Origin of the sequence: Bdellovibrio sp. 22V, from assembly GCF_030169785.1 — a bacterium.
Classification (GTDB): Bacteria; Bdellovibrionota; Bdellovibrionia; order Bdellovibrionales; family Bdellovibrionaceae; genus Bdellovibrio.
Genome location: NZ_CP125854.1, coordinates 2,806,938 through 2,824,614, shown reverse-complemented (window position 1 = coordinate 2,824,614; position 17,677 = coordinate 2,806,938). Strand labels below are relative to the sequence as shown.

Sequence of the window (17,677 nt, the reverse complement as noted above, 5' to 3'; positions counted from 1 at the left end):
CCCGGAAAAGGAAGCTTGAAGGATCTCAAGGAAGCCGCTGAAGATTGCCACGCCTGCCCTCTGTACAAAACAGCAACCCATGTCGTCTTTGGCGAAGGATCTTCGCGCTCAAAGATTGTGATTATCGGCGAACAACCCGGAGACAAAGAGGATTTAGCTGGCGAACCTTTTGTCGGGCCCGCAGGCTCAATGCTGGATTACTGTCTGGAGAAGGCCGGCATTCCACGCAACACGGTTTATGTCACCAACGCCGTTAAACATTTCAAATGGACACCGCAGGGAAAAATCAGATTGCATAAAAAACCGAGCGCCGGTGAAGTCAAAGCATGCAAACCCTGGCTGGAAGCCGAGCTTGGCAAAATCAAACCTGACGTGATTATCGCTCTGGGAGCGACGGCGGCGCTTTCCGTCTTAGGTAAAGCCACTGCCATTACTAAAGAGCGCGGTAAAGTCATGGAACAAGAGGCTTATGGTTCCCCGGTGATTGTGTCGTGGCACCCTTCCGCGATTTTGCGCAGTATTCGCAGCGAAGATACAGAGCAGAAGCGCGAACAATTGATCGAAGACTTAAAACTCGCCGCAAAGGTCGCGCTTAAAAAACCGCAGTGATCAGCGTTTCTCTTTTTTGATCCAATTGGAATATGCCTCCCAATATTGTTGCAGAAGTTTTTTAACATTTTCGTCTGTCAATTCTCCTTGATCATTAAAGGCTTTTGAAACGTTGAGATAACATTCCGGTTGTCCCATCACATTCATGTTCAAATACGCCAGGACTTGTCGCAAGTGGTGTTGCGCACCGAACGTTCCGATATTGCCGATGCTGGCGCCGATGACTCCAGCAGGCTTGTGATTCCAAAGATTTTGACCATAAGGCCGGGAACCCCAATCGATGGCGTTCTTAAGAACTCCGGGAAAACTGCGATTGTATTCCGGACTGACAAACAAAACGGCTTCGGCCTGTTTAATGCGTTCTTTGTATTTTTTAACGACATCGGGCGGATCATTTTCCATGTCCTGCGTAAAAAACGGCAAACTTGCTATGTCAAAATCTTCGATCTCCATGCCCTGAGGAGCCATCGCTTTCAACGCACGATAAAGTTTCTTGTTAATAGATCCCTTACTGATACCGCCAACGAGTGCCAAAATTTTCATAGACTCCTCCAAAGGCCTTTATTGAAAAAAAGTTTTCGGCGGGTCGCAACCGCAAAGCGAGCAAATGCAAAAGAACATTTAGCCGAAAGCGAAAACCCTTGGCACCATAAACTCACGGAGGACACTATGGCTTCGTTTACGCTGGAATCATCCGCCTTTAAAAACAATTCAGAAATTCCGAAGCAGTACACCTGCGAAGGCGCGGATATTTCCCCACCCCTGAAATGGAAAGGGGCTCCGGAAGGCACAAAAAGTTTCGCACTGATCGTCGACGATCCCGATGCTCCAGATCCAGAGGCGCCGAAAATGACATGGGTGCATTGGGTAGTCTATAATATTCCGGCGAATTTAAATTCTCTTCCAGAAGGAGCCCGCGATTTCCCGCCCGGCGCCAGTGAAGGCGTGAATGATTGGAAGGCCGTCGGTTACAGAGGTCCCTGCCCTCCTATCGGCCGCCATCATTATCATCATAAACTTTACGCTTTAGACACTGTCTTGCCTGAGCAAAAGAAAATTTCCAAACCGGATCTTTTAAAGGCGATGAAAGGACACGTGCTGGCGGAAACAGAATTGGTCGCCACCTACAAAAAACAGCACTAGCGCAAAAGATTGAGCTCTTGTTCTTTTTGTTTTAGATTGGCTTCCAACTGTTCGACTTGCTTGGATTGATTGTTAAAGGCTCTTTGCGCATCTTGAATCTGAGTGCGCATCGACATTTCACTCATCAGGCTTTCGCCTTGGGCTTCTTGCATTTTTCCCATCTCTTCACGAATAGTGCGAACTTCTTCGCGCATCTGACTGCGATTTTCATTGAGCTCTCGCAACTCGGCCTCTTTCTGCGCTTGCACGTTTTGAGTGCTTTCTAAAACCGTCGCGGATAATTGTAGACGTTGATCACGCATCGCCTGTAATTGCTGGTTTTGTTGATCCAAGCGGGCATTGAGCTCTGCCATCCGGGCTTCGCGTTCATTGACGTAAAAGCGATTATTATCGGCGTTAAATAGATCTTCCTTCGTTTGTTTGATTTGCTCCTCTTGCAGACGAATATTATTGTCCAGTTCATCCCGCGCCAACTGGGCCGCACTGCTTTGTTCACGCAAGGCTTCTTGAGCGCGGCGATTGATCTCCGCCTCGAGCTGATCGTAAGAGCGTAATTGTTCTATCACAGTTTGAATTTCGTCCCGGCCTTCTTCAATTTGCGTGCGATACTGAGGGGTCGGAGTTTCAGAGGCCGCGGCGGTTTGTTGGCTTTGCAGCTCTTGTAAAAGACTGCGTTGCGCTTCTAATCGCGTGCGCTCGACATCAAGGCGCTCGCGCAGGTTTTGTGTTTCAACTTGCAGACGGGCGCGAGCGGAAGTGTTTTCTGCCATTCTTATCTGCGCGGCCGTCGCGGGCCGACGTGACGGTGTGCTTTGTTGCACAATAGCTTTTTGCGTTTCCCAGAGTCCTTTATTAACATAAAAGATCCAGACGGAAACTCCGACCACGAAGGCAATCACAAGAAAGAAAAGGTTCTTTCTAGTCATAAAAAATCCTTGCTGGGTTTATTTTCCCTCGAACCAAGGATCTTTTTAAGTCCTATTGCTAAATTACAATTTCTAGGATTTTACAAGACGAATGCCATCGTCGTCCACGGTGATCAGGCGCTGCTTGTACAAGCCACCCAGCGCGATCTTGTATTTCTTTTTACTGACACCGAACAGATCATAAATAGTCTCTGCCGAGGTCTTGTCGTTGACGGCCAGAAATCCGCCTTTTTCTTTCAAGAGGCTTAATATCAAAGGGCCAATGTCTTCACTGGCAGCTTTGTGCCCGGCTTTTTGCAAAGTGAGATCTATCTTTCCATCGGGTCGGATTTTCTTAATATAGCCGTCGACTTTTTGGCCGTAATCCAAGTCCTGAAAAACTTCGTTATTATATAAGACACCCCAATGCCGGCCATTGATAATGGCTTTGTATCCCAAGTCGGTTTTCGCTGCGATAAAAAGCTGAACCTTTTCTTCCTCTTTGTATTCAGCGCCGTCTTTTTCGATAAAACGGTCTAAACGCATGGAGGCAGAAATACGATCACTCTTATCAAGATACACGTGCACGATAACATACTGACCGACGCGAAGTTCGCGCGTTTGCTCGCTGTACGGAAGAAAAAGATCTTTACTTAAACCCCAATCAAGAAAAGCTCCGACGCGTTCAATAGCTTTCACGCGAAGTTTGGCAAAGTCACCGACTTGAGCGAAAGGAAGTTCAGTGGTTGCCAAAAGACGATCTTCAGAATCGTAACAAATAAAAACGTCCACCTCGTCGCCGACTTCGCACTGCTCGGGCATATAGCGCAAAGGCAGAAGAATTTCTCCATCCTCGCCGCCTTCCAAGAAGACGCCATAGTCGACATGTTTTACAACTTTAAGACGATTGAACTTTCCAATTTGCACCACGAAGAAATGCCCCTTTTTGCGCACGATACACTTCGCTGTGAAAAGTCACAAGGGCTTTTATACTCTCGGCAGTAAGCTCAGTGCTAAGATCTTCCTATGGACTTGATTCGTGTGACCAATGAAGGCCTGTATTGCGAGCCCGGCGATTTTTATATCGACCCATGGCGCCCTGTACCTCAAGCTGTAATTACACACGCGCACTCGGACCATGCCCGTTGGGGATGTAAAGTTTATTATGCCACGGATCGCTGTGCTCCCCTTCTGCGCTTACGTTTAGGCGAAACTCTGCCGATCGTTGAAAAAAAATGGAGTGAAAAGTTCAAACTGGGCTCCACGTGGGTGTCTTTTCATCCGGCGGGACACATCCTGGGGTCAGCCCAAGTACGAATCGAGCACCGGGGAAAAGTGTGGGTCGCTTCGGGAGATTACAAAAGAACTGACGACCCGAGCTGTGATGCGTTTGAGCCTTTAAGCTGCGACACTTTTATCTCGGAAGCCACCTTCGCCCTGCCTGTCTATAAGTGGGATGCGGGCGAAGTCACCGCCCGAAAAATTTATGACTGGTGGAAAGAAGACCCCGACCGTCCGTCGCTGCTTTTTTGTTATGCTTTAGGAAAAGCGCAAAGAGTTCTTGCAGAGCTCATGCGGTTCACCGACAAACCGGTTTACATTCATGGCGCCATGGAGCAGATGACACATATATATCGTCAGGCTGGAATTCCCATGCTGCGAACGCGCTCGATTTTTGAACATGACAAATCTTATGGATTTAAAGGCGAACTGATTCTGGCGCCGCCTTCCGCGCACAGATCTCCGTGGATGAAAAGATTTAAAGAACCGCAAACGGCCTTTGCTTCGGGCTGGATGCAGGTGCGAGGAACCCGCCGTCGCAAAGGTTACGAAAAAGGGTTTGCTCTTTCCGATCACGCCGACTGGAACGAACTGAATCAGACTATTTCTGAAACCGGGGCTTCGACTATTTTTCTTACACACGGGCGCACGGATGTGCTGGCCCGTTATCTTGAGGAACAAGGTAAAACCGTGCGCCTCTTTCAGACGGAGTACGAGGCTGAAGAGGAAGCGTCATGAAGGCATTCGCAAAACTTTTCGACGATTTAGACTCGACCACATCGACGAACGAGAAAGTCGAAGCGCTTAAAAAGTATTTTGCAAACGCAGAGCCAGAGGATTCCATGTGGACCATCTTGGTTTTGACCGGGCGTCTTTCAAAACGCATTCTGACCGGAAGAAATCTTGTGCAAATGTTTCTCAACTCCACGCAATACCCAGCTTGGCTTTTTGACGAAAGCTACGATCATGTGGGTGACACGGCAGAAACGCTCAGCCTGCTGGCCCACTCTCTGAATTTGTGCCGTGAAACTTCCGGTCGCAGTGACAAATCTTTGACGACGTGGATGGAGAAAGAAATTCCCGCGCTCGCTCAGCTTGAAAACGAAAATCTTCAGGCGGAAAAACTTTTAAAGTGGTGGCGCCAGCTCACCTATCAGGAAGTTTTTATTCTTAACAAACTTATCACCGGGGCCTTTCGCGTTGGCGTCAGCGAGAAACTGGTTATCCGCGCCGTCGCCGAAGTCTATCAGATTTCTACCGACCAAGTGGCGCATCGCCTGACAGGCAATATTCAAGCGGGGGCAGAGACTTTTCAAAAACTGATTTCCACGGAAGCGACAGAAATCACTTATAGTCAGCCTTATCCTTTTTGTTTGGCCCATCCATGGAACGAAAGAAGTGAAAAAGATTTTGCTCCCGAAAACTGGTGTATTGAATGGAAGTATGACGGCATTCGCGCGCAAGTCATTCGTCGCGAAGACAAAGTATGGATTTGGTCCCGCGGTGAAGAACAGATCACGCACAGTTTTCCCGACCTCGCCGAAATCTTCATGCGACTTCCCGAAGGGACAGTCATAGACGGCGAAATTTTAATTTATAAAAACGGAACCATTTTCCCGTTTCAGGATCTGCAAAAAAGACTGGGTCGAAAAAAAGTGGCTGCGGCATTGTTGGAAGAAAAACCTGCGGGATTTTTTGCCTATGATTGCCTTGAGTTTAAAGGCAAAGACATCCGTCCTGAACCCTTGCGGGAACGAAAAAAGTTTTTATTGCAAGTGATTGAGAATCTCGATGATCAACGCGTTCGTTTTTCTCCATTAGTGACGGTCTCGTCCCTTTCTGAACTGGATGAGTTGCGCAAAAAAGCCCGTGAAAAAAATGCGGAAGGCTTGATGATCAAACTCTGGGAAGGAACTTATTCCGTGGGAAGAAAAACCGGCAACTGGTGGAAATACAAAGTCGACCCGCTGACTTTAGATGCCGTGCTCTTGTATGCGCAGTCCGGCACGGGACGACGATCCAATCTTTATACGGATTATACCTTCGCCCTTTGGAACGACGAGGAAGAGCTCATTCCCTTCGCCAAGGCTTACTCCGGCTTGGATCAAAGCGAAATTGACGAACTCGACGCGTGGATCCGGCGGCACACCAAAGAAAAATTCGGCCCCGTTCGTGCCGTCGAACCCGCCCATGTTTTTGAAATCGGTTTCGAAGGCATCAGTCCGTCGACCCGTCACAAATCGGGTATCGCCGTGCGCTTTCCGCGAATTTTACGCTGGCGTCGCGATAAAAAACCGGAAGACGCCGACACTCTTGAGACCGCCAAGGAACTTCTCGCGGGAGTAAAGAAAAATGAAGGAACTTAAACCCATTCATAAATTCTTCCACCACCGGGGATGGAAAGCTTTTCCGTTTCAAGAGGAGGCTTGGAGCGCGTATTTGAACGGTGAATCGGGTCTCTTGCACATTCCGACCGGCTCAGGAAAAACCTATGCCGCCGTTATGGGACCTTTTGCGAAAATCTTAGCAAAGCCGCAGAAGGGACTGAAGATTCTGTATCTGACTCCCCTGCGCGCCCTGACGCGCGACCTTTCGGCGGCTTTGCATGAACCGATCTTGCAGGAAAAATGGCCGCTCAAAATAGACACCCGTACCGGAGACACCTCAGCGGCGCACAAGAAAAAACAACTGAATAATCCCGGAGACCTTCTCTTAACAACTCCGGAATCCTTGGCCGTTTTAATTTCGCAAACCGAGGCTGATGAGTTTTTCAAAAATCTGCAAGTCGTGATTCTGGATGAGTGGCATGAACTCATGGCAAGTAAGCGCGGCAGTCTATGTGAACTGTCGCTTTCTTATTTACGCTCCCTTAATCCCGATCTGCAAACGTGGGCTCTGTCGGCTTCCGTTGGAAATCTGGATGAAGCCGCGAAGGTCGCCGTCGGCCGAGGACAAGAAGCGCGCATTATTTCTGGCAGTTCGGATCGCAATCTGGTTTTAGATTGTCTGCTTCCCAAAAAGATCGACCGCTTTCCTTGGGCTGGGCATTTGGGATTTGCTTTAAAAGAAGCCTTGATCGAAGAACTTGATCCCGAAGTCTCCACGTTGATTTTTACGAACACACGCTCGCAGGCCGAGCGCTGGTATGAAGTGATGTTGCAAATGGCTCCGCACATGGCACCCGTCATGGCGCTTCATCATAGTTCGCTGGATCGTGAAGAACGTGAAGCCGTCGAAGAAGGCGTTAAAAACGGCGCTTTAAAATGGGTGGTGAGCACGTCCTCGCTGGACCTGGGCGTGGACTTTCAACCGGTCGAACGCGTCGTACAAATTGGCAGCCCCAAAATGGTCGCACGCATGATTCAAAGAGCTGGCCGCTCTGCGCATCGTCCTGGAGGAAAAAGCCGCCTGCTTTTTGTGCCGACGAATTCCTGGGAGATCCTCGAACTTGAAGCCGTTAAAAAAGCGCTAAAACTAAAACACGTCGAACCGCGCCGGCCTTTGCGTAAGCCGATCGACGTGCTTTTACAGCACATGATGACGTTAGCGTGCGGCCCGGGACTGCGCATGGATGAGCTGTGGCTTGCACTCAAAGAAACTTATTCGTTTTCTGAGATCACTCAAGAAGAATTGAAATGGTGCCGGCAGTTTCTGACCCAAGGAGGTGAAACTCTGCAGGCGTATCCGCAATTTCATAAACTTGTCTATGAGGAAGACGAAGGGAAGTATCGTCCCGCTTCTCCGAAGGTGGCGTACCAGCATCGTATGAGTATTGGCACTATTGTCTCTCGGGAATCAGTGCAGGTCTCTTATACCAATCGCAGCCGTATTGGCTCTGTCGAAGAAAATTTTATTTCTAAACTTAAAAAAGGTGATGTCTTTCAGTTTGCGGGGAAGAAGCTGGAATTTGTTTTGCTCAAAGATATGACGGCGTATGTCCGCGCCAGCAAAATGCCTACGAACGTGGTGCCCTCCTGGGATGGCGGGCGTTTTCCGATCTCAGAAACTTTGGGGCAGGCGTTTCGCGAAGTTCTTACCGAAAAACATCCTGGTTTGGATCGGCTCTTGTCTCCTCTTTTGGGAACTCAGAAAGAGCTCTCGATTCTTCCGGGAGCGGACCTTCTTCTGATGGAAAAATGGAGTTCCAAACAAGGGGAACATATCTTTGTCTATCCTTTCGAGGGACGCTCGGTGCACGAGGGTCTGGCGCAACTGTGGGGGTATCGTTTTGCGCGTCGCAGGCCCACGACATTTTCGTTTGCTGTTAACGACTATGGATTTGAAATCACGGGCCCTGCGGATTATGACTTTGAAAGTCTTTTCGATGACGACTTTTTTTCCGATGACAACCTTATTGAAGAAATCGGTCAGTCTTTGCAGATTGGACAGCTCAGTCAAAGACAGTTTCGGGAGATTGCCCAGATTGCGGGACTCGTCTTCACGGGATTTCCCGGTTCGCCTAAAACCGGACGGCAAATGCAAATCAGTTCGTCCCTTCTTTATGAAGTTTTCAAAAAACACGAACCTCATAATCTTTTGATCAAACAAAGCTTCGAAGAAGTTCTGGCGAATTCTTTAGAAAGCGGACGTATGCGCAAAACTTTGCAACGCCTGCGCACGCTCAACGTAAAATGGATTTCTTTGGAAACGCCTTCACCACTCGCGTTCCCTTTGGTGGTTGAAAATATCGCGATTGGCAATCTTTCAAATGAAAGTCTTGAGGCGAAGATCGCTCGTCTTAAAAAAACCTGGGAAAAGAAAAATGAAGATCACGGTCGCGAACGAAGACATTGAACTTCTTCCTGAAAAAGCATTCTTCTGGCCGGCCCAGCACTTATTGGGCCTTTCGGACGTGCATTTGGGAAAAGCGGAAAGTTACCAAGCCGCCGGAGTTCCCCTGCCATCAGGCACGCACCGGGAGGATCTTTTGCGCATCAGTCAATTGATTCAAACTTATCATGCTGAAAAAGTCATCGTCCTGGGGGATTGGATTCACAATAAATTCAGTCTGAGCGAAATTATCGTGCGCGATTTTCGCGAGTTCTTCGCGGTTCACGGCCATGTTCATTGGACTTTGCTCTTGGGAAACCACGAATACGGCGCGCATGAAATCCTGCGCGGTCTTCCGTTTCATATGGTGGAAGAAGAAATACAAATCGGTCCGTTTCTGATGACCCATGGCCACAAAAATCCACGCTCTAAAATTTTTCAAATCCAGGGACACACGCACCCGTTGGTTCAGCTTCATGAAGGTCCGCTGCGTTTAAAACTTCCGTGTTTTGTTTTAGAGAAAAATGCGTTAACAATCCCGGCCTTTGGCAGCCTGACAGGAGGCTATGTGGTTCGCCAGCAGCCGGGACAGAGGATATTTGCCGTCGCAGATCGAGATATCTTCGAAGTGAAAGGCCGTCATTAATGAAGATTTTTAATGACGACTTTTACACAATCATCGCTTTTATTTAAAAAGCTTTTATACGCAGTTGGTGCGTCTTCAATATTTATCCGATGCGTGATTAAAAACGACGGGTCGATATTTCCGTCTAGAATATGCTGCAACAAAGTTTCCATATACTTTCTTACGTGCGTTTGTCCCATTTTTAGAGTCAGACCTTTCGCGAAGGCAGCTCCGAGCGGAACTTTGTCGAGCAGTCCCCCGTACACTCCGGGAATTGAAACATGCCCGGCTTTACGACAGGCTTGAATCGCTTGGCGAAGTGCGATGGGACGATCGGTGGCGAGTTTTACACCCATCTTCGCTTCCTCATATTTACTGTAGAGGTCGGTACCGTGTGCTTCCATTCCCACAGCATCGATACATGAGTCAGGTCCTCGACCTCCCGTCATAAGATTCAGCGCTTCTAAGACATCGACTTCATCGTAGTTGAGCACTTCTGCTTTGCAAATATCCCGGGCCATTTTTAATCTTTCAGGAACATTGTCGATGGCGATCACACGATCCGCCCCCAACAAATAAGCACTTTCGATAGAGAAAAGGCCGACAGGACCACAACCCCAGACGGCCACGGTGTCACCAATTTGAATATTGCAATTCACTGCAGCCATATAACCTGTCGGAAAAATATCACTTAAAAAAAGTAATTTATCGTCATCCATGTCTTTCGGAACAACCAGCGGTCCGACATCACCAAAAGGCACGCGCGCATATTGCGCTTGTCCTCCGGCATAACCGCCGTACATGTGCGAATAACCGAAAAGTCCCGCGCCTCCATGTCCATAAACTTTTTCGGCAAGCTCCGGTTTGGGATTGCTGTTATCGCAAAGGGAAAATTCTTTACGCGTGCAAAAGAAACAGTGCCCGCAAGATATGTTAAAAGGTACGACGACTTTATCGCCGACCCGCAAGTTGTTCACTTTGGGCCCAAGCTCGACGACTTCTCCCATAAACTCGTGACCCAGAATATCTCCTTTTTGCATGGTGGGTATAACACCGTCATAAAGATGAAGATCGGATCCGCAGATGGCGGTGGAGGTGATTTTCACGATAATATCGCGCGGATTCAGAATATGCGGATCAGGTACCGTTTGCACCTGCACGTTTTTTGTTCCCTCCCAACAGACCGCTTTCATTTGTGACCTCCTTAATGAAGTGCCGTTTTGGTTTCATGTTCGCGGTTATGACCCGCAGGCTGTCCCTCTACGGTCGGAACTTCTCCCGCTTCGAAAAGCTCCCGAAGTTTAAACAAATTCATTTTCAAATTTCGGTGCGGGCTTTCGCCCAATAATTTTTCAAGCACATTAAGCATTTTTCCTGCTGGAGCATCATAGGCGATTTTCACTTTAACGGTTGTGCCCCGTCCGTACGGCAATTCCTGGAATTCCACCCGTCCCGAATGTTGAATGTCTTGATCGCCATGCGCGCGCCAGGCAATGACGGAGTTGGGAATGTCTTCAACGATTTCACTGTCCCACTCTATCGTTTTGCGTCCCTTCAAGGCTTTCCAAACCCAGTGAGACCGCGTTTCCGAAATCTCCGTCACAGATTGCAGTTGATCGGTAAATAGAACGAAATGAGAAGGATCACGCCAATATTGATAGAGTTCTTGAGGAGTGGCTAATATCGTCACCGCTTCCTCTGTATAGAGTTCTTCATCAAGAAGCCGTTGCCGCGTTTCCCCTTTGGGGACGAGGTTCTCTTTCTCCATAGCTACCTCCGATGTCTATCAAGGTAAGCCTTGGCTTAAAAACCACAACCCCCGAAGGTCAGGGGTTGCGAAGATTCATTCTTCCACTGCGATGAAGGTCTGCTTGGAATGTTATAATTCACTTTCTGGAGGGGGCAAAGGTGGAGGCTGTGGAACGGATGTCAACTCACCTCTTGTGTAACCTCCGCCTCGCGTGGCTCTTGCCATGGCGTTGACGGAAAATTTTGGCGTTCTATCGGGACGAAAAAGACCGTTAGCTTCCTGAAACGTATCAGTGAACTGCGTATAACAAAAGCCGCAGAAGGTTTCGATACGATAAATCGCCGCGAGCAGATTTTCATAACGTTTGCGCAGATCTTGAATAGTCCCCGAGGCCGAGTAACCCCATGTCGTACCTTCCGGTTTGTCGACATAGGCAATACCGCCGAATTCCGTGATCATGATGGGCTTCCCGCCATGAGGATAACCTTCAACGGTAATCACGCGGCCGCCGGGTCGATAGCGCGTCAGCATATCGGCGATATTTTCGTGGCTGCCGTATTTTTTTATCAAACGTTCGGGTTGATCGTCATAGTCGTGAATTCCCAAAAGATCCGTCGCCGTACTTTCCCAACCGTCGTTACCGATACAAGGGCGCGTCGGGTCCAAGGTTTTTGTTAAATGATAGAGGGCCTGCACGCAATGTTGATGGCTTTCTTTTTCCGCCAGATCCGGCACTCCCCACGACTCGTTGAAAGGCACCCACAGTATAATGCTTGGATGACTCATGTCCCGGTCAATGACTTCGGTCCATTCTTTGAGAAGACGTTCCACCGAATCGTGCGTGAATCGATAGGCACTCGGCATCTCGGCCCAAACCACCAGACCTAAAACATCCGCCCAATAATAAAAATTCGGGTCTTCGATTTTTTGATGTTTTCTGACGCCGTTAAATCCGGCGGCTTTCACCAGCTCCACGTCTTTTCTAAGAGCTGCCGAATTGGGCGGAGTTAAAAACGTGTCAGGCCAGTAGCCCTGATCCAAGACAAGTCTTAGATAGTAAGGGCGTCCGTTTAACAAAAAACGGTCACGATTAAAGCCCACACTTCTTAAAGCGGTGTAAGATTTTACTTCATCAAGCAACTCGTTTTCTTTCCACAGTTCAAGATGCACTTGGATGAGCGTCGGTTTTTCCGGACTCCACAACATTTCGTTGCGGAAGTCGTCAATCCCGGGATCCGACAAAGCTATGCGACGATGGACTTCGCGATGGACAACCTCGTAGGTGTCCTGCACCAAAAGTTTTCCGTCACATTCCATTCGCACTTTAAGTTGCAATCCCGAGATGTTGGGTCCCCCGATAAAGGCTTCGCAGCCAATTTCCCAGCGCTCAATGAGAGGAACCAACCGAAGTTTTTCTATATAAACATGCGCCACTTCTTCGCACCATACGGTTTGCCAAATACCCGAGGTGCGATGGTACCAGATGCTATGCGGTTCTTTTTGCCAATCTTGCTTGCCGCGCGGTTTTTGCAGATCGAGCGGATCGTCTTCGACTAAAACGGAAACGACTTGTTCTCCGCTGTCGGAAAGAAAATCGGAGATTTCGAAATGAAAAGGCGTGTAGCCTCCCTCGTGAGAGCCCAGATACTGCGAGTTCACCCACACATGCGTTTGATAATCGGCGGCTCCGAAATGCAGAAGAACTTTATTTTCGGTGCGTTTCAATTGAAACTTCCGCTGGTACCAGTACCGCGTATGAAATCCGGTATCCCCGATACCGCTTGCGGGCGACTCCGGTGCATACGGCACCACAATCTTGTGAGGCCAATCTTGAATTTGCGAAGGATGACTGAAAATCTGATCATCATCATAAGAGAACGACCACAGACCGTTCAGATTCAACCAGTGTTTTCTTTGAAAATTTTTGCGCGGATAGTTTTCGAAGTTGGTTTCGGATATTGACAACATGTCTCTATCACATAACAGGACCCTGTTTTCGGCAGCATGTTTTTAAGCACCGGGCCGCACATTCTTTTGCAAGTCCAATAGGGTCACTTCATATTTTCTATTACACCAAACAAGTCAGAGATTTTAAAAAATGTGGAGGATAACACAATGAATGTATCATGCGCGCCTTCGGATCTTCTCGTTTTTTGTCATCTTCGCTGGGACTTCGTCTTTCAAAGACCGCAACATCTTATGTCCCGCTTTGTTTCCCACCGCCGGGTGTACTTTATCGAAGAACCCCATCTCGACAAGGTGACACATCCAAAAATAGAACTGCGACAAACGCAAGAAGGTGTGACCGTTGTAGCCGCGCGTGTGCCGGAAACGTTCACGCATGAACAGCAGATGCAGACGCAAAAAAATCTCTTAGACCGTCTTCTTGAAGACGAAATGATTGAAAACTACAGTGCCTGGTATTACACGCCAATGGCTTTGCATTTTTCTTCGCATCTCAATGCGGAAATCACGATCTATGACTGTATGGACGAGCTGTCCAAATTCAAAGGTGCGCCGCAAGCTTTGATTCACCAGGAATCGGAACTTTTGCAAAAAGCGGATCTGGTTTTTACAGGCGGTCATTCACTTTATGAAGCCAAAAAAGACCGTCACAACAATATACATCCTTTTCCAAGCGCTATTGACGCCGCTCATTTTGCACAGGCGCGAACGCAACAGCCTGATCCCGACGATCAAAAAGATATTCCTTTCCCGCGCCTGGGTTTTGTCGGAGTGATCGACGAGCGTATGGATATTGATCTTCTTGCCAAAATGGCAGAGCGCCGTCCCCAGTGGCAATTCATCATGATCGGCCCGGTCGTGAAAATCGATCCGGCCACTTTACCGCAGCGGCCAAACATTCATTACTTAGGAATGAAGAAGTATGCGGAACTACCCGCGTACCTTGCCAACTGGAATTGTGCTTTGATGCCGTTTGCGAAAAATGAAGCGACTCGCTTTATCAGCCCGACAAAGACGCCAGAATACCTCGCGGCAGGACTGCCTGTCATTTCCACGTCAATTCGCGACGTCGTTCATCCCTATGGCGTTCAGAAATTGGTTGCGATTGCCGATGATGCAGACACGTTTACTGCCGCCGCCGAAAATATTTTTCAGACCTTTGACAAAAGCACGCACTGGCCCCGCCATGACGAGTTTCTGCAACATATTTCCTGGGACGAAACCTGGGGGAAAATGGCGGCACTCGAATACGAACTTTACAGAAAAAAGATCGACCAGAAATTTTCAAAAATGTACGGAGTTCTTGAGTGACAGATCTTCAATTGTGGATAGGTGTCGAATGCACTCTCAATCGGGTTAGAGATCAATATCACAACCAACTCTATAAGAACGGTCATCTTACCCGTATTGAGGATCTTCAGCTTTTTGCGCAAATGGGAGCGAAGCGCATTCGTTATCCTTTTTTATGGGAAATGGTGCAACCCCTTCCGCATATTTGGGATTGGAGGTGGACGGATGAACGAGCTGCGCATCTGGAAAGACTCAATCTCACGCCCATTGCGGGATTTCTTCATCACGGCAGCGGGCCGATGCACACAAATCTTTTAGATCCGCAATTTCCCGAAAAGTTGGCGTTTTTCGCCCGCAACGTGGCCGAAAGATATCCATGGATTGAAGATTTCACTCCCGTGAATGAGATTTTGACAACGGCGCGTTTCAGTTGCCTGTACGGTCACTGGTATCCGCACCAGGCGAATGACGGCGCATTTATTCGCGCGCTCTTTAATCAATGCAAAGCAACGATTTTGTCGATGCAGGAAATTCGCCGACTCAATCCGCGCGCACGATTGATTCAAACAGAGGACATGGGGCGAACACAAAGTACGGAAAAACTTGCGTATCAGCGCGATTTCGACAATGAACGGCGTTGGCTCAGTTTCGATCTTTTAAGCGGTCTTGTGAATACACATCATCCTATGTATGACTATCTGACCCAGTCTCTTCACCCGGACGAATTAAAGTGGCTGCAAGATAATGCGTGCCCGCCGGATATTCTTGGTATCAATCATTATCTTTTAAGCAATCGCTTCCTGGATCATCGCGTGGATCTTTATCCTTCGTTTCTGCATGGCGGAAACAAGTTTGAACCTTATGTCGACGTCGGTGCCATTGATACGGGCCAGGCGCAACCTCTGCCGGTGAAAGACGTTTTGCAGGATGTGTGGAACCGTTATCACCGTCCTATTGCCGTGACGGAAGTGCATGCTCGCGGTTATCGCGAATCGCAAATGCGCTGGCTTCACGAAGTCTGGCAGGCCGCCGTTGATCTCAAAAATGAAGGCGTTGATATTCAGGCCGTCACGGCATGGAGTCTGCTGGGCAGTTTTGACTGGAACATGCTGTGCACCCAAGACAATCGTTTTTATGAAACGGGAATTTTTGACTTGCGTTCCGCCAATGGAAATCCCCGCCCGACCTTGCTGTCTGAAATGACGACGGGGTTGGGAACCAAAGGCGCCTTCGAACATCCGGTGTTGGAAACCGAAGGCTGGTGGAAAAACAATCGTCGTATCATCATGGCGATGCCGGAAAATGTTTTACACTCTCCCCTGCGAAAATCCGGACGACCGCTCTTAATCACAGGAGGCCAAGGAACTCTATCACGGGCTTTTGCGCGCACGTGCGCCGCCCGCGATATTTCCTTTCATATTCTGGGACGAAAAGATTTGGATATTACTGATCGCCACAACATCCGCAAAGTTTTGCAGGAACTCCGTCCGTGGGCGGTGATCAATGCCGCTGGTTACGTCAAGGTCGACCAAGCTGAAAGCGAAGCGGAACTCTGCTACCGCCAAAATGTTGAAGGTCCGCAGTTTCTTGCTGAAGAGTGTGCCCTTTTAGGAATTCAATTTATGACTTTCTCTTCAGATCTGGTTTTTAACGGGGAAAACAAAGAGCCGTATCTGGAAAGTCACGACATAGCACCGCTTAATGTCTATGGACGCTCAAAGGCGGAGGCTGAGAAAAAAGTGCTCGCCGCCTATGACAAAGCTCTGGTCATTCGCACCAGTTCTTTCTTTGGTCCCTGGGACGACGCCAATTTCGTGACTCAATGTCTCCGTTCGATCTCACAGAATAAAAAATTCTATGTGGCGCACGATCTGAAGATCTCTCCAACTTATGTTCCACACCTTGCAAACGCCGCCTTGGATTTTCTTTTAGATCGCGAAAATGGGATTATCCACGTCGCCAACGGCGATCAGGTGTCTTGGTCCGACTTTGCCACAATGGCGGTTCGCCGGCATGCGCCTCACAAACAAGGTTTGTTGGTGAAGCGCAGTTTCGCGGAATTTCAGCACGTCGCCCGTCGGCCTCTGAACAGCGCTTTACTCAGTGAACGCGTCAAAGTTTTGCCGTCTTTGGATCACGCTTTGGAAAATTACTTTCATCAAATCGAAGTCATGATTTAAGGAGAATGAGTGTGGATACAATAGGAATTGCAGGAACAGGTTTTGCCGGCGCCGTTTTAGCAAGAAAACTTGCCGAAAGCGGACGATATCAAGTCACTCTTTTCGACGAACGCCCGCACATTGCTGGGAACTGTCACACCACGCGCGACACGGGCACAGGTATTATGATACATCACTATGGCCCGCATATTTTTAATACCAGCCGCAAAGATGTCTGGGATTACGTCAATCAATGGTCCGAGTTCGCACCGTTCGTTAATCGCGTCAAAGCGATTACAGAAAAAGGCGTTTACTCTCTTCCCGTCAATTTGCTGACGATCAATCAGTTTTTTAAAAAACAGCTGAAGCCCAAAGAAGCAGAAGCTTTTATTGAAGGCCTTGCCGACAAATCCATTTCCGATCCCCAAAATTTTGAAGAGCAAGCGTTGAAATTTCTCGGTCCGGATTTATATAAAAACTTTTTTCACGGATATACAAAAAAACAATGGGGCGTGGATCCCAAAGAACTCCCCGCCTCTATTCTGAAAAGACTGCCCATTCGCTTTAATTACGACGATAACTACTACAATCAAAAGTACCAGGGAATTCCCATCGAGGGCTACACTCGCATTGTCGAAAAAATTCTGGATCACCCGGCTATTACGGTGAAGCTCAACAAACGCCTCGAACCGGAAGACAAAAGCCTTTATAAACACATTTTTTGGAGCGGACCTATCGACGGATATTTCCGCTTTAAACTGGGACGGCTTCGTTATCGCACTTTAAAATTTGAACGCTTCGAACAAGACGGAGACTATCAAGGTAATCCCGTCATCAATTATTGCGAAGAACACGTGCCGTTTACGCGCATCACTGAACACAAACATTTTGCCCCTTGGGAGACTCATGAAAAAACCGTGTGCTTTAAAGAATTCAGCGCCCTTGCTGGGCCTGAAGACACACCTTACTATCCCCTGCGCTTAAAAGAAGATCTCGCCCTCTTAGAAAAATATATCAGCCTTATTGAGCACGAAGACAAGGTGACCTTCATCGGTCGCTTGGGAACTTATCGCTATCTGGATATGCACGTGGTGATCGGAGAATCTTTGGATTTGGCGGAAATCTGCCTGAACAAAGAAAGCTCCGAGTGGCCGCGCTTCAGTCAACGTCCTATATAGGA

General features: G+C 48.3%; 15 protein-coding genes. 9 read left to right on the top strand and 6 right to left on the bottom strand.

Features of this window, described 5'->3' with window-relative positions:
• Positions 1-15: 15 nt before the first annotated feature.
• The gene (locus QJS83_RS13640) at positions 16-609 is read left to right on the top strand and encodes a UdgX family uracil-DNA binding protein (protein WP_284605502.1); all 594 of its coding nucleotides are present in this window, start codon (positions 16-18) and stop codon (positions 607-609) included.
• On the opposite strand, the gene QJS83_RS13635 is transcribed toward QJS83_RS13640, so the two are convergent.
• Positions 610-1,152, bottom strand: coding sequence for an NADPH-dependent FMN reductase (locus QJS83_RS13635; RefSeq protein WP_284605500.1), 543 nt, complete (start codon positions 1,150-1,152; stop codon positions 610-612).
• A 126-nt stretch (positions 1,153-1,278) separates the two neighbouring features.
• Here QJS83_RS13635 and QJS83_RS13630 point away from each other — a divergent pair, with 126 nt between their 5' ends.
• Positions 1,279-1,752 carry a YbhB/YbcL family Raf kinase inhibitor-like protein gene (locus QJS83_RS13630; protein ID WP_284605498.1) on the top strand — a complete coding sequence of 158 codons (474 nt, stop codon included), beginning with the start codon at positions 1,279-1,281 and terminating at the stop codon, positions 1,750-1,752.
• Here the strand turns inward: QJS83_RS13630 and QJS83_RS13625 are convergent.
• Both QJS83_RS13625 and QJS83_RS13620 read right to left on the bottom strand, forming a co-directional pair.
• The gene (locus tag QJS83_RS13625; protein ID WP_284605497.1) at positions 1,749-2,678 is read right to left on the bottom strand and encodes a coiled-coil domain-containing protein; all 930 of its coding nucleotides are present in this window, start codon (positions 2,676-2,678) and stop codon (positions 1,749-1,751) included. The genes QJS83_RS13630 and QJS83_RS13625 overlap by 4 nt on opposite strands.
• Before the next feature lie 72 nt (positions 2,679-2,750).
• A complete protein-coding gene (locus QJS83_RS13620) occupies positions 2,751-3,587 on the bottom strand; it encodes a CvfB family protein (RefSeq protein WP_350159293.1) in 837 nt (278 codons plus the stop codon).
• A 96-nt stretch (positions 3,588-3,683) separates the two neighbouring features.
• Here QJS83_RS13620 and QJS83_RS13615 point away from each other — a divergent pair, with 96 nt between their 5' ends.
• Genes QJS83_RS13615 through pdeM form a run of 4 tightly spaced genes read left to right on the top strand, consistent with a single transcriptional unit; the run spans position 3,684 to position 9,354 of the window.
• On the top strand, positions 3,684-4,676 hold the full coding sequence (locus QJS83_RS13615; protein WP_284605491.1) for a ligase-associated DNA damage response exonuclease: 993 nt from the start codon (positions 3,684-3,686) through the stop codon (positions 4,674-4,676).
• Positions 4,673-6,304, top strand: coding sequence for an ATP-dependent DNA ligase (locus QJS83_RS13610; RefSeq protein ID WP_284605489.1), 1,632 nt, complete (start codon positions 4,673-4,675; stop codon positions 6,302-6,304). Before QJS83_RS13615 ends, QJS83_RS13610 begins: the two co-directional genes overlap by 4 nt.
• Complete coding sequence (locus tag QJS83_RS13605) at positions 6,291-8,732, top strand: ligase-associated DNA damage response DEXH box helicase (protein ID WP_284605487.1); 2,442 nt, start codon at positions 6,291-6,293, stop codon at positions 8,730-8,732. The genes QJS83_RS13610 and QJS83_RS13605 overlap by 14 nt, the downstream gene beginning before the upstream one ends.
• Positions 8,701-9,354: a ligase-associated DNA damage response endonuclease PdeM gene (gene pdeM, locus QJS83_RS13600; protein ID WP_284605486.1), complete on the top strand. Its 654-nt coding sequence runs from the start codon at positions 8,701-8,703 to the stop codon at positions 9,352-9,354. Before QJS83_RS13605 ends, pdeM begins: the two co-directional genes overlap by 32 nt.
• Here the strand turns inward: pdeM and QJS83_RS13595 are convergent.
• The 3 genes from QJS83_RS13595 to QJS83_RS13585 form a co-directional block, all read right to left on the bottom strand.
• Positions 9,351-10,526, bottom strand: a complete 1,176-nt coding sequence (locus QJS83_RS13595; protein ID WP_284605485.1) for a zinc-dependent alcohol dehydrogenase — start codon at positions 10,524-10,526, stop codon at positions 9,351-9,353. The two genes, pdeM and QJS83_RS13595, sit on opposite strands and share 4 nt — an antisense overlap.
• An 11-nt stretch (positions 10,527-10,537) precedes the next feature.
• Positions 10,538-11,101, bottom strand: coding sequence for an SRPBCC family protein (locus QJS83_RS13590; RefSeq protein ID WP_284605484.1), 564 nt, complete (start codon positions 11,099-11,101; stop codon positions 10,538-10,540).
• 111 nt (positions 11,102-11,212) lie between these two features.
• Positions 11,213-13,051 (bottom strand): glycoside hydrolase family 2 TIM barrel-domain containing protein, encoded by a 1,839-nt coding sequence (locus tag QJS83_RS13585; protein ID WP_284605482.1) that lies wholly within the window; start codon positions 13,049-13,051, stop codon positions 11,213-11,215.
• 147 nt (positions 13,052-13,198) lie between these two features.
• Between QJS83_RS13585 and QJS83_RS13580 the strand changes: the two genes are divergently transcribed.
• Genes QJS83_RS13580 through glf form a run of 3 tightly spaced genes read left to right on the top strand, consistent with a single transcriptional unit; the run spans position 13,199 to position 17,675 of the window.
• Positions 13,199-14,359: a glycosyltransferase family 1 protein gene (locus QJS83_RS13580; protein WP_284605481.1), complete on the top strand. Its 1,161-nt coding sequence runs from the start codon at positions 13,199-13,201 to the stop codon at positions 14,357-14,359.
• On the top strand, positions 14,356-16,518 hold the full coding sequence (locus QJS83_RS13575) for a sugar nucleotide-binding protein (protein WP_284605480.1): 2,163 nt from the start codon (positions 14,356-14,358) through the stop codon (positions 16,516-16,518). Before QJS83_RS13580 ends, QJS83_RS13575 begins: the two co-directional genes overlap by 4 nt.
• A 5-nt stretch (positions 16,519-16,523) precedes the next feature.
• The gene (glf, locus tag QJS83_RS13570; protein WP_350158894.1) at positions 16,524-17,675 is read left to right on the top strand and encodes a UDP-galactopyranose mutase; all 1,152 of its coding nucleotides are present in this window, start codon (positions 16,524-16,526) and stop codon (positions 17,673-17,675) included.
• Positions 17,676-17,677: the final 2 nt, after the last annotated feature.